Raw genomic sequence first — 15,187 nt, 5'->3', positions numbered from 1 at the left:
AACAAAAAAGCGGCCCCTCGGCAAGTGCGAGAGGCCGCCTTTTTTGGCTTAATTGCGCGGTTTCCCGATCAGAAGCGGTAAAGCAACTGAGCGAAGAATTCGCGGCCATCAAGGTTGTAGCCGTTGCCGATCGCAATGTTCGAGATACCGAACACTTCGTTGGTATCGATCAGTGGCGGATCGGTGTCGAAGATGTTGGTGACACCTGCGATGATGCGGAAATCGCCATTGTCCCAACGGATCGACGCGGTGTGCTCGAACCATTCTTCAGCGAAACCTACGTCACGGCAGATAATACCGTCACCGGCAACATTGGCAGTACCAGCACCGAGGCAGGTATCGCCGAAGAACCCGGTTCCTTCGTTACCGAAAGCGTCATCGAGCGGGTCGATGCCGTCGGCTTGCTGCTCGACTTCGCCGATATAGCGAGTCTGCCAGGTGAACCGGAAATCGTCATAGTCGACGGTGAAGGTCGCACGACCGGTCCAGCTCGGGAAGCCGAATTCGCCAGCGTCATCATCGAATTGGAGCGAACCATCATCGTTCGTGAACAGGCTCGAACGTTCAATCAGGTGGTTGGCGCGAAGGTTCAGCCCAAGGCCAAAGACGTCGTTGCCAATCGTGATGTCGCGGCCAAAGCTGGCGTTGATATCGATACCGCGGACCGATTCCTGATCGAGGTTCAGAAAGCCCTGGAAGATATCTGACACCAGAAGACGACCAGTGGTTCCGACCGTGATCCGATCACAGAACTGGCTGCGCACATTCTCTTCGCGGGCATAGCAGTCGTTGACGATGAACTGAGCCGCCGGCTCGATAATCGATTGCTTCAGTTTGATGTCGTAATAGTTGAAGTTCAACGCGACATCGAAGCCGTCTCCGAATGTTTCCTCAAACGCGAAGCCCGTAGTGATTGAGCGTGAAGTTTCCGGGTCGAGGTTTGCTCCATTGGCAAGGACACCGCCCGATGTAATCTCTGCGCTTGAGAATTGATCAGTAGCAAGACCTTCGTCATCGATACCAGCTCGGGTCGGATCGCGTCCTTCGCGGATGCAGTTATCGAGAACGAATTGATCACGATCATCGGTCGCCGCATTGTAGACGCCGCCGACAAATGCATCGTCCGGAACTGCGCATGGATCGAACAGCGTAAGGAAGCCCGACTGGCTATCGAGGAACAATTCACGCAGGTTCGGTGCGCGGAACGATGTGCCGTAGCTGAGCTTGAGCAGCAACGACGGGATCGGGCGCCAGCCGCCCTTGATCGAGAACGTACCGTTGGTTCCGTAGAACTCGTCATCGGTCAGACGACCGGAGACGTTGACGGTCAGTTCTTCAACCCAAGGCTTGCCTGCCTGAAGCGGAATGTCGACTTCGCCGAAGAGCTCACGCACGGTACGAGAGCCCGATGCACCGCTGTCGTTAAAGAACGCAAAGAACAACCCGTTCGACGCCACAGTATTCGGCGTGGAATTGATAGTGTCTTCGCGCCACTCGGCACCGAGCACGACGCCCACCGGGCCAGCCGGAAGTTCGAAAAGATCGCCGGTGACAAAGCCTGACAGAATGATCTGCTCATAGGTTGTATCAAACGCGCGCTCACCGAAGATGTAGTCACGCTCGGCTTGCGAAGCGAGATCGCCAATCGCACCGGTCAGAACGCTTGGAGCGAACAGGTTAACCGGCACACACTGACCAGCATTTAGACCTGGATCGGCCAGGTCTGGGTTTGCAAGGCCAGCGGCGTTACATTCACCGATGAACTGCGGATCACCGAAGAAGCCGAAGAAATCTTCGTTCTGATCATAATCGTCGGCAATTCCGTCGCCGTTGTTGTCGACAATACCGTCGCCATCGAAATCGGCTGTCGGGTCAAGGCCAAGCGAGAGAGCGAGGCGATCTTCACGGATACCGAAGCGCCGCGAACGCCCTTCCGAGCGCGAGTACACGCCCGAGAAATCGAAGGTCCAGCTTGAGCCGATGAAGGGCAGGTCGCCGCGTACACCGAACACGCCGCGATACTGCTCTTGCAGCACGTCGACATTGTTCCGGTCACCCGCGATGGCGCCGATTGGCGAAATGGGCAGCGGGAAGCCAGTCGAAAGCGGATTGACATCTGGCAGGCCGTCCGAACCTGGCGCACCAGTCGCATTGATAATCACATCGCGAGTGAAGATCTCCGGATCGACACTCTCTTGAAGAGCGTTATCCGCCGCCCGGCAGTCTACGCCGGTGCCCGTAACAAAGTTACATGGGTTGAACTGGTTAAGGTCAGGTACCGACGGGAAAAACTGAGGAATGCCAGTGTTCGGCAGTCGGATTTCCGCACGGCTGTAGTTGGCTTCAAAATAGGGCGTAATGTTCGCTTCACCGGGGAAAGTGTATTCACCGTATGCGAAGACGTTGATCAGTTCCTGCTCAGAAATGAAGGTCTGATCGAGGTTCGCCGCGTTGGTGTTCACATTCTGGAAGTCAACGTCGCGAACGCCGTCACCGTTCGAATCCACATCAATGCCGCTAAAGCTGGTCGACTCACCAAAGTTCAGACCAGGAATGTTGGCAATGTTGCCATTGGCCGGGAAGTAGACCGAACCGACACGAGTGAACGGAATGAATGTACGGCCAGAAATGCCGGAGATTTTACACTCGCTCTCCGAAACCGTGACACCCGGCGTCCGGTTACGGACGATTGCATTGTCTCGTAGACCGGTGGTCAGAATGTTACCATTCTGATCGATTTCGTAGTGGGTGTTACAACCCGACAGGAAGTCGCGATCACCCAGAGTGACTTCGTCGCGGAAGGCGTACTCAGCGCCGATGCCGAAGAAGGCACGGTCGGTGTTGAAGCCCCAAGCTGCACTGACGACATAGTCTTCGCCGGCGCCGCCTGGATTGATGTTACCGTTCGCCTGAAGCTCAAGACCGTCGAAGTCTTTACGCAGGATGAGGTTACCCACGCCAGCAACAGCGTCCGAACCGTAGACCGACGACGCGCCGTCAAGCAGCAGGTCGTAGCGATCGATCAGGGTCGAAGGAATAAGGTTGAGCGAGGGGTTAACCGGCGCGCCTTCCACACCCGACGGTGCCAGTCGGCGTCCGTTAAGCAGGAGCAGCGTACGGTCAGCACCAAGACCGCGAAGGTTCAGCGTCTGCGAACCCGGGCCGTTGTCGAGAACGAAGCCCTGGAAGGTCGCGTCGATCTGCTGACCGGCGGCGCTTTCCGAGCGCTGCAGAATCTGTGCCGGGTCGAATGCACCAACTGCCTGCTGGTTCTCGGTGCTGAGAACCTGAAGCGGCGAGATCGAGCTGTAGGTATCGCGGACAATACGCGAACCGGTAACGGTAATGCCGCCTTGCGACTGCTGTTGACCGGTGGCGCCGGTCGTCACTTCGACCTGCTCTTCTTCCTCTTCGGCCTGTTCCTGACCTTCTTCGCCTTCGTCCTGCGCGTAAACAGGACCGGCGACGACGAATGCAATCGCCGATGCCGAGAAGGCGAGCGCCTTCATCGAATTGCTGTGAAACTTTTTCATGATCACTCCAGTTGCGACAACCGGAGCCTTAATCGCTACCAAACCCTGTTCCCTGAAACGCAAATTACCCCTTGCGTCGGAAAACATCCCTCATGGTTACGCGACAAAGCCCCTGCGGTGCAGGTTTAGTGCAACGAGGAGAGTTTCATGTAAATGCGGCGTTCAGTTACGCGGCACTTTTCGGCCCGGTGTTGCGGGATTCACACAGGGTGCCGTTAACGTCCGAAACAAGCGTCACGCCGGACTTTGCGAAAAATATAAGACACGCACTTCAGGCGCAACAATTCGCCGCACATGCCACTTCGGTTACACCGGCCTCAGATTGTTTCACTGCCGCGCAAGGCGAATCTGCGTCAGTTATGGCGCTGGGGATTCGACTTTCATGCTCAATTCGCCGTCACCTTCCTCCACTTTGACGGTGACCCCATCTGCCACCGTTCCTTCGAGCAGCATCTCGGCCAGCGGGTCCTGCAAATAGCGTTGCACTGCCCTCTTGAGCGGCCGCGCGCCGTAGACTGGATCGTAGCCTACGCGCCCGAGCCAGCGCAGCGCCGCCTCGGTCAAGTCGAGCGTTATCTTCCGGTCGTCGAGCAGCTTCTGCACGCGCTTGACTTGGATCGCGACGATTGGTGCCATGTGCTCCATCGCTAGGCGGTGGAATAGGATGATCTCGTCCAACCGGTTGAGGAATTCGGGCCGGAAATGTCCGCGCACCACATCCATTACCTGATCCTCGACATCGGCAACCTTGCCGTCATCGCCCAGGTTGGAGAGGAACTGGCTGCCGAGGTTCGACGTCAGGATGATCAGTGTGTTCGAGAAATCGACCACCCGGCCCTGACCGTCAGTCAGCCGCCCATCGTCGAGCACCTGCAACAGCACATTGAAGACGTCGCTATGCGCTTTCTCGACCTCGTCGAACAGCACGACCTGATACGGGCGACGGCGAACGCTTTCGGTCAGAACCCCGCCTTCGTCATAACCAACATAGCCCGGAGGCGCGCCGATCAGCCGGGCGACCGAGTGCTTCTCCATGAATTCGGACATATCGATGCGGACCATCGCTTGGTCGTCGTCAAACAGGAATTCGGCCAGAGCCTTGGTAAGCTCGGTCTTGCCGACGCCGGTCGGACCGAGGAACAGGAAACTTCCCAGCGGACGGCCGGGGTCTTGGAGGCCCGCGCGCGCACGCCGCACGGCTTTTGACACCGCTTCAATGGCGTCGCTCTGCCCGATCACGCGCTTGCCGAGGATTTGCTCCATGTCGAGCAGCTTCTCGCGCTCGCCTTCGAGCATCCGCTCCATCGGGATACCAGTCCAGCGGGCGACGACGCCGGCGATATCCTCTTCGGTCACCTCTTCGCGCAGCAAGGCGTCTTCGCTCAGCTCTTCTGCCGCTTCGAGGCGCTTTTCGAGATCAGGAATGGTGCCGTAGGAAAGCTCACCAGCCTTGGCGAGATCGCCTTCGCGCTGGGCTTGTTCAAGCTCAAGCCGCGCATGGTCGAGCTCTTCCTTGATCTTGCCTTCGGCTTCGATCTTGTCGCGCTCGTTCTGCCAGCGCGTGGTAAGCTCGGCGCTTTCCTGTTCGAGATTGGCCAATTCCTCGCGCAAAGACGTCAGGCGGTCGCGCGAAGCACGGTCATCCTCCTTTTCGAGCGCCGACTCCTCGATCTTGAGCTGGATGATCCGGCGGTCGAGCTCGTCGATCTCTTCAGGCTTGCTCTCGACCTCCATACGGATGCGCGATGCGGCCTCGTCCATAAGGTCGATGGCCTTGTCGGGTAGAAACCGGTTCTGAATATAACGGTCGGACAGCTTCGCCGCCGCGACAATCGAACCGTCGGTGATCCGCACGCCGTGGTGCAGCTCGTACTTGTCCTTGATCCCGCGCAGGATGCTGATCGTGTCCTCAACGCTAGGCTCTTCGATGTAGACCGGCTGGAAACGCCGCTGCAGCGCCGGGTCTTTCTCGACGTACTTCTGGTATTCGTCGAGCGTGGTCGCGCCGATGCAGTGCAGCTCACCGCGCGAAAGAGCAGGCTTGAGCAAGTTCGAGGCATCCATCGAGCCTTCGCTCGCGCCCGCTCCGATCAGCGTGTGCATCTCATCGATGAACAGGATGATCTGGCCGTCGGCATTCTTGACCTCGTCCAGCACCGATTTCAGCCGTTCTTCGAACTCGCCGCGATATTTCGCACCGGCAATCAGGGAACCCATGTCGAGGCTCATCAGCGTGCGACCTTTGAGGCTGTCCGGCACGTCCCCATTGGCGATGCGGAGCGCCAGCCCTTCGGCAATGGCAGTCTTACCCGTGCCGGGTTCGCCAATCATCGCTGGGTTGTTCTTTGTCCGGCGAGCGAGGATCTGGATCGCACGGCGGATTTCCTCGTCGCGGCCAATTACCGGATCGAGTTTACCGTCGCGCGCCGCCTGCGTCAGATCGCGGGCGAACTTCTCCATCGCATCATACGAACTTTCGGCGCTCGCGCTGTCTGCCTTGCGCCCACCGCGCAGATCGTCGATAGCCGAGTTCAGGCTTTGCGGGGTCACGCTTGCAGCCTTCATCGCTTCGCCAGTCGTGCCTGGAGCAAGCGCCAGAGCGACTAGCAGCATTTCGACCGTCACGTAGGAATCGCCCGCTTTCTCGGCGATGGTTTCAGCCTGATCGAGCACGCGCACGGCATCGTTATCGAGGCCGGGTGTCTGCTGGGCCCCGCCACCGGTCACGACCGGGATCTTGCCCAGCGCCACATCGACCGCACTGACTGCCAAAGTCGCTTCGCCGCCCGCGCGCTGGATCAGCCCAGCCGCCATGCCCTCTTCATCCTCGAGGAGAGCCTTGAGCAAGTGCAGCGGCGTAATCCGCTGATGGTTCATGCGGATCGCGACAGTCTGCGCGCTCTGCAGGAAGCCCTTGGCGCGATCGGTGAACTTTTCGAGATTCATGAGTGACCCCTCATTGGAATTGCCCGTTCAAAGTAGTGTTGCATTTCAGCAACACAAGGCTTGGCCGCGAAAATTTCGTGCGTAGGTGTATTACTCGACTAGGTGGGTTGAGCAAGGCTGCTTGCCAAGGGGGCAACTTGCCAAGTTTTGGAGCGGCCGATAGGCACTTGCAACATCCAGCTCCTTTTCAATTCCAATGGCTACCGCATTTGAGGAGCTTGCGACCTTTGACCGATCCAGCACGACAAATCCTGCATGTCGGCTTGGCCAAAACCGGTACTACAACGCTTCAAAGACACGTCTTCCCGCAGGTCTCGCAGCTTGCTGGCTATGAATATAATCCCCCCGAACTGCTTGAGGGGCTGAGCCGGTTCCTGCTGTTCCGCGATCCTGCGGATCGTCGCAAGATCGAAGAACTCAGGGTCAAGCACGCTCGCGTGTTTGTGAGCGATGAAGCGCTGGCCACCTGGCTTCCCCAACACTTTGAAGCCGCCGCCGACGACCTGCTTTCGCTTTGGGGACCGCACACGACGATCCTTATTTCCCTGCGCGATCCAGTCGATTTCCAAGCCAGCCTGTATGCTGGCAGCTGCCGCGCCGGAGCCTATGTGCGCCCGCAGGACTTCTTCCTTTCAAACGAGCAATACGGTCGCGCCGCGCCGCACGAAGTCCATTGGCTTGATGATGTATTTAACGTCGACCAGTTCGATCTGCGGCGGCTGGTCGAGATATACCAAGAACGGTTCGACCGCGTGGTTGTTCTGCCGCTGCAAACCCAGTTCGATCTCCGCACCCTCGCCCGCGTTTTCAATCTCAGCGAAGACCAGCGGCGCGCAGTTCCCAAGCAACTGGCCTCTGCACCAAGGCTCAACTCGCGGCCAGCCGCCTGGGATATCAAGGCGCATTCTCTCTATGTGAAACTCACAGGCAAGCAGACAACCAGCCCTGGCCTGGGCACGAAGCTGCTGTCACATTCCAAAACTTCTGGCGCGGCGCATTCCTCTCGCGGGCGAGCTTGGTGGTTGAGACTGCGAGCTTTCCTTTACCGCGTTCTGCCAAACACACCGTACCAACTCCCGAGCGATATTTATCAAAACGCAGAACTCACGCAGCGCAACCGCGAGTTTCTCGCAGAGCTGGTAGCTGATGAGCGCGCCGCCGACCTCTGCCCAGACGATTGAAGAGCATCCGCTTGCCAAGCCCCCCGTGCAGCGGCATGAACCATGCCGAGAGAGTTTGGAGAGACAATTGCTGAAATGGTTGGGGCGCGGCGCATTTGCGCTGGTTGTGCTGCTTATCGCGGTATTCGTGGGATTGGCGACTTGGGAGCCGTTCTTTGCCAAGCAGGCCGAGTATTCTCCGGAAAGCTGGGGCAGCTACGAAGCCGAAATCGTTCGCGACGAATTCGGCGTCCCGCACATTTACGGCAAGACCGATCCGGACGTCGCGTTCGGCGTCGCCATTGCTCATGCCGAGGATGACTTTTTTACCCTGCAAGACGTGATCGCCATGTCGCGCGGGCGCTATGGCGCGATTGCAGGCGAGGAAGGCGCGACCTTCGACTATGTCTACCATTTGCTCGACGCGCGCGGCACCGCAGAACGCAAGTATCCGACCCTGCCCGAAGACACCCGCGCGTTGTTTGAGGCCTATGCCGCCGGTCTCAATCAATATGCCAAAGATCATGCCGACGAGGTGAAGCTCGGCAATATGTTCCCGGTCAACGGAGAGGACGTCGCTGCCGGCTTCGTGCTGCGCCAGCCGTTCTTTTACGGGCTTGGCAATGTGATCCAGCCGCTCGTAGCAGGCGAGCCGTTGCGACGCGAGTTCGGGCCGGACATTCCCGGTTTCCCGCGCGAAAACCCTGCCACCGATGCTGCCGAGCAAGTCGCCATGACAGGGACACACCCACTTCCTTGGGGCGAAGAAGCGGGTCTGCTCGGATCGAATGCGTGGGCCGTGACGCCTGAGCGCGCGGGCGGGCCGACCACGCTAATTTCGAACTCGCACCAGCCATTGCGCGGCGGGGTTGCGTGGTACGAATTCAGCGTTGAGAGCGAGGAAGGCTGGCACTTCACCGGCGCCAACTTCCCCGGATCACCCTTCCCCTTCCTCGGTCACAATCGCCATCTCGGCTGGACCAACACGGTCAACCGCCCTGACATGGCCGATGTCTACAAACTCGAAATGAACGACGCGGCGACGCAGTATCGGCTGGATGGCGAGTGGAAGGACCTTGAGCGCAAGACTGTGACGCTGCCCGTCAAGCTCGGCCCGATCACCCTGCCGATCCGCCGCGAGGTGCTGCGCAGCGTGCATGGCCCGGTGATCCAGAACGACGATGGCTATTTCGCGATCCGTTACGGCGGGATCGACACCATCGACCAGCTCGATGCCTATTACCGTATCAACAAGGCGACCAATCTGGAGGAATGGCAGGCGCAAATGGCGCGCATGGCAATCCCCAGCACCAACTTCATCTATGCCGATGAGGCCGGAAACATCGTCTATCTGTACAATGCCGCAATTCCCGACCGGCCTGAGGATGTCGAAGCCAACTGGCGCGGCATCCTGCCCGGTGATCGCAGCGATCTGATCTGGGATGGCCCCGTCACTTACGAAGAGGTTCCCAAGCTGATCAACCCAGCATCAGGCTGGATCTACAACGCCAATAACGAACCTTACACCGCAGCGGGCGAAGGCAGCGATCTGTCGCCGGAGGACTTCTCGCCCGTGCTGGGAGTCGAGCGCAAGCAGACCAACCGTTCGCGCCGTGCCTACAAGCTGCTGAGCGAGGTTGAAGGTCCGCTGGATCGGGCGACGTTGGAGCGGATCAAGTATGACACCGCCTATGAACGCGAAGGCTACATCGCGCGGATGATGGCGGACCTCGAAGCGATGACTTTCCCCCCACGCATGAAAGATGGCGGGCCGACGGGTGGCCGGACCGGGGAAGCGCGCGATCTAATGCTCGAATGGGATTTCACGGCAGACAGCAATGGCCGCGCCGATGCGCTGGCCTATCTTCTGATCCGCGATTTCATGTCGGCTGAATACCAAAACGGCGCATGGCCCGATATACGCGTGAAACTGGATGAGGCTGCCGAACACCTCATGAAGCACTTCGGCAGGCTGGACCCGCCCATGTCCGAACTGATCCGCCTGAGGCACGGCGATGTCGACCTCCCGCTGGACGGCGGATCAGACACACTCCGCGCAGCAACCACATGGAGGGTCGACGACGATGGGCGTTTAAGCCTGGTTCATGGGGACAGCTTTATTCAGTGGGTCGAGTGGCCGACCGATGGTGGGCGCGTGTTTTCGCGTTCGATCCAACCTTTCGGTGCAGCCATCACCCGGCCAGAGAGTCCGCATCACACCGATCAGATGCAGCTCTTCGTCGACCACCAGTTGAAGCCGGCCTATTTCTGGCGCGATGATGTGCTCGCCAACGCCAAACGTCGCTACATGGTCAGCAACGCTCGCTAATTGAAGCTTGATTCATTGTGCTCGGACGCGCACGATAATTACCATTCTTGGTCGCAAATCCTGGAGTATTCCTATGTCGCTACGCCTAGCCACCACCAGCCCCATTGCCATCTGCGCTGCGCTCAGCCTCGCTGTGGCAGTGCCAGCCGCCCCGGCCTTTGCCGATGACCATACCACTGCGGAGGCATCGGCGTCGGGTGATCTGGCTGATCTCGTCTCACAGGTTTCGATCCCCTATGAGGAATTCGAGCTTGAAAACGGTCTGACCGTGATTGTCCATGAGGACCGCAAGGCTCCAATCGTTGGCGTCGCCGTGTGGTACAATGTCGGCTCGAAGGATGAGCCCGAAGGCCAGACCGGGTTCGCCCACCTGTTCGAACACCTGATGTTCAACGGGTCGGAGAACGCGCCGAACGACTATTTCCAATACCTGCAGGAAATGGGTGCGACCGATTACAACGGCACCACCAATTTCGACCGCACCAACTATTTCCAGACAGTGCCCCGCCCCGCGCTCGAACGCGCTCTGTGGCTGGAAAGCGACCGCATGGGCTATTTGCTCGGCGCAGTCACGCAGGAGAAGCTCGATAACCAGCGCGGCGTTGTCCAGAATGAGAAGCGCCAGGGCGACAACCAGCCGGGCGGTCTCGTGTTTTATGAGATCCTCGACAAGATGTTCCCCGACGGCCACCCCTATGGCCACTCGGTGATCGGTTCGATGGCGGACCTTGATGCGGCATCGATGGACGACGTGCGCAATTGGTTCCGCGACAAATACGGCCCAAACAACGCCACCGTGGTGCTCGCGGGCGACATTTCCGCTGCCGAAGCGCGTCCGATGATGGAGAAGTATTTCGGTGAGATCGCGCGCGGTCCGGTCAACAACCCGGCGCAGGCGGAAATCCCGACCCTGACCGAAGACGTGCGTTCGACAATGACGGACAAGGTCGCGGCGACCAGCCTCACAAAATACTGGCACGCACCGGGCATTACCAGCGAAGAGCTGACCGCGCTCAATATCGGCATGAGCGTGTTCGGCGGGCTCGCATCCAGCCGCCTCGACGAAATTTTGGTTCGCGACGAGCAACTCGCCGTCGGCGTTTCCGCCGGCAATTTCGACTTCCAGCGCACTGGCATTATGCTGGTCAATGCGGTTCTCAAACCGGGTGTCGAGCTGGAAACGCTCGAAGCGCGGCTTGATGAACTGATCGCCGAATATATCGAGGAAGGTCCGAACGAAGACGAAGTGCGCCGCGCAGCGACCAGCCAGCTGGCCGGAACGATCCGCGGGCTCGAGCAGGTCGGCGGCTTCGGCGGTAAGGCCGTAACGCTGGCGCGCGGTGAGGTGCTTGCCGATAACCCGGCGCAATATGCGAAGAACTTCAACGTGCTCGCCACGCTGACCCCCGCCGACGTCAAAGCCGCCATGCAGCGCTGGCTGACCCGTCCGAACTTTACGCTGGTGCTCGAACCCGGTGAACGCGAGGAACAATACGAGGAAGCGGCCTCGGTTGCAGCGACCGAAGAGAACGCATCCGAGCGGGATCGCGAAGCAGAAGAAATCTCTGTCTCGAAGGCCCGCCCAGCGCCTGCGATTGACAGCATGGCCACGCTCGACTTCCCCGATGTCGAACGCGCCACGCTCGCCAATGGCATGAAGGTCACTTACGCAAAGCGTGACGCGGTTCCGGCGACATATGTCACCCTTTCCTTCGATGCGGGCAACGCCGCTGATCCGGATGGCAAGGATGGTCTTGCAGGCCTCACGCTCAACCTGTTCGACGAAGGCGTCGAAGGCATGTCTTCGCAGGAAATCGCCGAAGAGCGCGAGCGGCTCGGCGTATCGATTTCGACCGGGAACAGCGCGGACCGCTCGACCTTCACGCTATCTGCCCTCTCGAACAATCTCACCCCGTCGCTCGATCTGATGTCCAAAATCGTGCGCGCGCCGGCGTTCAATGAGAACGATCTTGAGCGCGTGCGCACCCAGACGATCACGGGGATCAAGCAGCAGATGAACTCGCCGCAGGGCGTTGCTTTCCGCGCCGTTGGACCCGAGGTGTTCGGTGCCGACAGCCCCTATGGCAACACCAGCACTGTTGAGAGCGTAAGCTCGATCAGCCGCGACGATCTGGTGTCGTTCAAGGACAGCTGGATCCGTCCGGACAACGGCGATGTTTTCGTCATCTCCGACCGCCCACTGGCCGAGATCGTCGATTCGCTGAATGTCGTGTTCGGCGACTGGAGTGCCCCTGAGGCTGCCAAGGCCGAGAAGAATTTCGGCGAACTTGCGGAGAACAACGGCAACCGGATCATCCTGATCAACCGCCCGAACTCGCCGCAAAGCTTTATCCTCGGCGCGCAATTGACGGGTCTGGATGCAAGCGATCCAGCCTATGTCGACTTCACCAACGCCAACAATTCGCTGGGCGGCAACTTCCTCGCGCGGCTCAACATGAACCTGCGCGAGACCAAGGGTTGGAGCTACGGCGTGCGCGGCGGACCGCAGGCGCGTGAAAATGCGGTGGTTTACGCCATTTCGGGCGGCGTTCAGGCCGACCGTACTGGGGATTCCGTGGCGGAGATGATCCGCGAAACCAGCGAATTCCTCACCACGAGCGGTGTCACCGAAGAAGAACTGGCCCGCAACGTCGCCGCCGAAATCGGCGAACTGCCAGGCCGGTTCGAAACCTCGGGCGCCGTGCTCCGCGCGCTGCAGAGCAACGCCCAGTACAACCGTCCCGACGACTACTACGAAACGCTCGTCGGTCGTTACAGCAGCCAAACCCGCGAGAGTTTGGACGCGGCCGCTCGCGAAGCGATCAGCGCAGACGAATTTGTCTGGATCGTGGTTGGCGATGCCAGCGTCGTGAAAGAACAGCTTGATGCGCTCGGCATGCCGATCGAAGTCCGCGAACTGCCTACCGAAGAGTGACGTTACGGCACCCGTGAAACCCGCCAATTTCGGTTGATGCACACTGACACACGTGTAAACAACCGGGGCGAGTTTTGCGGGCCGGGAATACCGACCGGGCTCGAACAATCCACCGGGCCGTTCCCGCGGTCCGAACGAATAATTAGGAGATAGAGAATGTCTGTAGCAGGTACCTACAACACCACCGTCAAAAGCCCGATGGGCGATCAGGCCGGCACTTTCACCGTTGAAGACAACGGCGACGGCACGTTCTCCGGCAACATGGCCGGCGGCATGGGTTCGATGGATGTTGAAGAAGGCAAGGTCGACGGCAACACGCTGACCTGGAAAATGAACATGACCGTGCCGATGCCGATGACGCTCGAATGCGAAGCGACCATCGACGGCGACACGCTGACCGGCAACGTCAATGCCGGCGCTTTCGGTGCGATGCCTGTTTCGGGCACACGCGCTTAAGCCACTCTCTCTTAGAGACAATCAGGGGCTGCCGGAGTGATCTGGTGGCCCCTTTTCGTTAAGCAGGCCAAGTAAACTAACCGCAGATACTCTGCCCATTCGGCAGCTTCATTGTCGCAAGGCAATGCACCTGTTAAACTACCGCCAAAATGACATCCGGGTCGCAGGCCAAGGAGTGTCATCGTGAGTAGTTTTAAGAAATTCGCATTCCGGGTTGCGGCCGGACTTTCGAAGCTCTCTCCGGGTCTGCGCACCCGGATCAACCGGCTCGCCATTGGACGCCTGGTCAAAGCCACCCGCGAACGGCCCCACCCCTGGAGCAGCTACAGCGACCACGTGAGTTGGCGCGGTATGACGGATCGCAGCTACAGCGCGCGGCACCTTCCCGCTGAAGACATCCCCGATCTGCCGCCTTCGGAGCGCGTGGCCGATCTGTTCCGCGTGCCCGATGGTGAGGAGCAGTTTCTCTGCCCCAAATCGACCTGCCTGTTTCCGGCCTTCGCGCAGTACCTGACGGACGGCTTCATCCGCACGATGATCTCCAACGATTTCGCAACAGGCGAGACGATTGAGGACCGCCGACGCAACACCTCCAATCACGAGATTGACCTGTGTCCGCTCTACGGCCGAACCGTGGAACAGGTCCGCGCACTGCGCACCCTGTCCGAACATCCCGAAGAACGCGGCAAGCTCAAGTCTGAGATCATCGATGGTGAAGAATGGCCGCTGAAGCTGTTTCAGGCTGGCGGCAACGCCTTCAATCCCGAATTCACCGACGCTGACGGCCAGCCGTTGCTTGATACGCCATTGGGCATCAGCAAATCGACTTCCACAATGCGCGAAACCCTGTTTGCCGTCGGCGGCGACCGCGCCAATGCTGCGCCTCAGGTGAGTATGCTCAACACGTTGTTCCTGCGCGAGCACAACCGGCTTGCAGGAATAATTGCCGGCAGCAATCCCGGCTGGAACGATGAGCGCGTGTTCGACGCCGCACGCGCCTGCACTGTGGTCATGTTCATCAAGCTGGTGGTCGAGGAGTATATCAACCACATCAACTCGACGCCGCTCAGCCTGATCGCCGATCCCTCCGCCGCATGGAAGGCAAAGTGGAACAAGCCGAACTGGATCACCGCCGAGTTCAGCCTGCTCTATCGCTGGCATTCACTGATCCCGGACCGGATGGTGTGGGCCGGGGCGGCGCAGCCTGGCGGGGCTTTGCGGCTCAACAATCAAGTGCTGCTCGATGGCGGATTGGCGCAGGCCTTTGTCGACATAAGCGCCAACCGGGCAACAGAGCTGGGGCTGCACAACACAGTGAACTGGCTGATTGATGTCGAGCAGGCCGCAGTCGATCAGGCGCGCGAAAACCGCATCGCCCCGTTCGTAAAATATCAAAGCGCGTTCGGCCACAAACGCGCACGCGACTGGTCCGACATCAACCCCGACCGCAAGATTCAGAGCGAGCTGCAGGCGCTCTACGGCGATGTCGACCGGCTGGAATTTTACACCGGCCTGTTTGCGCAGCCCCGCGCGGAGGACAGCCCCCTGCCCCCGCTGCTGCAAACGATGGTCGCGGTCGATGCCTTCTCGCAGGCGCTCACCAATCCGCTGCTGTCTCAGCATGTCTGGGGCGATCCCAAGGTCCAGCGCGCGACCTTCACCTATGAAGGATTGGAAGCAATCGGCGACACGCATAGCCTGCAGGACATCCTCGAGCGCAATGCGAGCGGTGTGGGCGACAAGTTCATCGGCATGACCCGTCACGGCTGGCGACGCGGACAAGAATAGCCACCCCGAAAACGCGCCCCAACCCATGTGGCTTGACTCA

General features: G+C 59.5%; 7 protein-coding genes. 5 read left to right on the top strand and 2 right to left on the bottom strand.

The features are described from left to right. Positions 1–68 precede the first annotated feature (68 nt). A complete protein-coding gene (locus Q0837_RS01740) occupies positions 69–3,533 on the bottom strand; it encodes a TonB-dependent receptor (protein ID WP_298464462.1) in 3,465 nt (1,154 codons plus the stop codon). A 357-nt stretch (positions 3,534–3,890) separates the two neighbouring features. Then, positions 3,891–6,479 carry an ATP-dependent chaperone ClpB gene (gene clpB / locus Q0837_RS01735; protein WP_298464460.1) on the bottom strand — a complete coding sequence of 863 codons (2,589 nt, stop codon included), beginning with the start codon at positions 6,477–6,479 and terminating at the stop codon, positions 3,891–3,893. A gap of 227 nt (positions 6,480–6,706) precedes the next feature. Here clpB and Q0837_RS01730 point away from each other — a divergent pair, with 227 nt between their 5' ends. The 5 genes from Q0837_RS01730 (at position 6,707) to Q0837_RS01710 (ending at position 15,147) form a co-directional block, all read left to right on the top strand. Then, positions 6,707–7,660 carry a hypothetical protein gene (locus Q0837_RS01730; RefSeq protein ID WP_298464457.1) on the top strand — a complete coding sequence of 318 codons (954 nt, stop codon included), beginning with the start codon at positions 6,707–6,709 and terminating at the stop codon, positions 7,658–7,660. Beyond that, positions 7,626–9,968 (top strand): acylase, encoded by a 2,343-nt coding sequence (locus Q0837_RS01725; protein WP_298464455.1) that lies wholly within the window; start codon positions 7,626–7,628, stop codon positions 9,966–9,968. The genes Q0837_RS01730 and Q0837_RS01725 overlap by 35 nt, the downstream gene beginning before the upstream one ends. Positions 9,969–10,041: 73 nt before the next feature. Further along, the gene (locus Q0837_RS01720; RefSeq protein WP_298464453.1) at positions 10,042–12,903 is read left to right on the top strand and encodes a pitrilysin family protein; all 2,862 of its coding nucleotides are present in this window, start codon (positions 10,042–10,044) and stop codon (positions 12,901–12,903) included. A 156-nt stretch (positions 12,904–13,059) separates the two neighbouring features. Continuing rightward, complete coding sequence (locus tag Q0837_RS01715) at positions 13,060–13,359, top strand: hypothetical protein (protein ID WP_298464450.1); 300 nt, start codon at positions 13,060–13,062, stop codon at positions 13,357–13,359. Positions 13,360–13,542: 183 nt separating this feature from the next. Further along, positions 13,543–15,147: a peroxidase family protein gene (locus Q0837_RS01710; protein ID WP_298464447.1), complete on the top strand. Its 1,605-nt coding sequence runs from the start codon at positions 13,543–13,545 to the stop codon at positions 15,145–15,147. Positions 15,148–15,187 lie beyond the last annotated feature (40 nt).

It is taken from the genome of uncultured Erythrobacter sp. (genome assembly GCF_947499705.1).
In the GTDB taxonomy this organism is placed as follows: domain Bacteria; phylum Pseudomonadota; class Alphaproteobacteria; order Sphingomonadales; family Sphingomonadaceae; genus Erythrobacter.
This window is presented reverse-complemented; position numbering and strand designations above follow the sequence as displayed.

What these genes read in the sequence shown, in the direction of transcription:
- clpB (WP_298464460.1), bottom strand. Translation starts at nt 6,479, where the DNA reads ATGAATCTCGAAAAGTTCACCGATCGCGCCAAGGGCTTCCTGCAGAGC.
- Q0837_RS01720 (WP_298464453.1), top strand. Translation starts at nt 10,042, where the DNA reads ATGTCGCTACGCCTAGCCACCACCAGCCCCATTGCCATCTGCGCTGCG.
- Q0837_RS01715 (WP_298464450.1), top strand. Translation starts at nt 13,060, where the DNA reads ATGTCTGTAGCAGGTACCTACAACACCACCGTCAAAAGCCCGATGGGC.
- Q0837_RS01740 (WP_298464462.1), bottom strand. Translation starts at nt 3,533, where the DNA reads ATGAAAAAGTTTCACAGCAATTCGATGAAGGCGCTCGCCTTCTCGGCA.
- Q0837_RS01725 (WP_298464455.1), top strand. Translation starts at nt 7,626, where the DNA reads ATGAGCGCGCCGCCGACCTCTGCCCAGACGATTGAAGAGCATCCGCTT.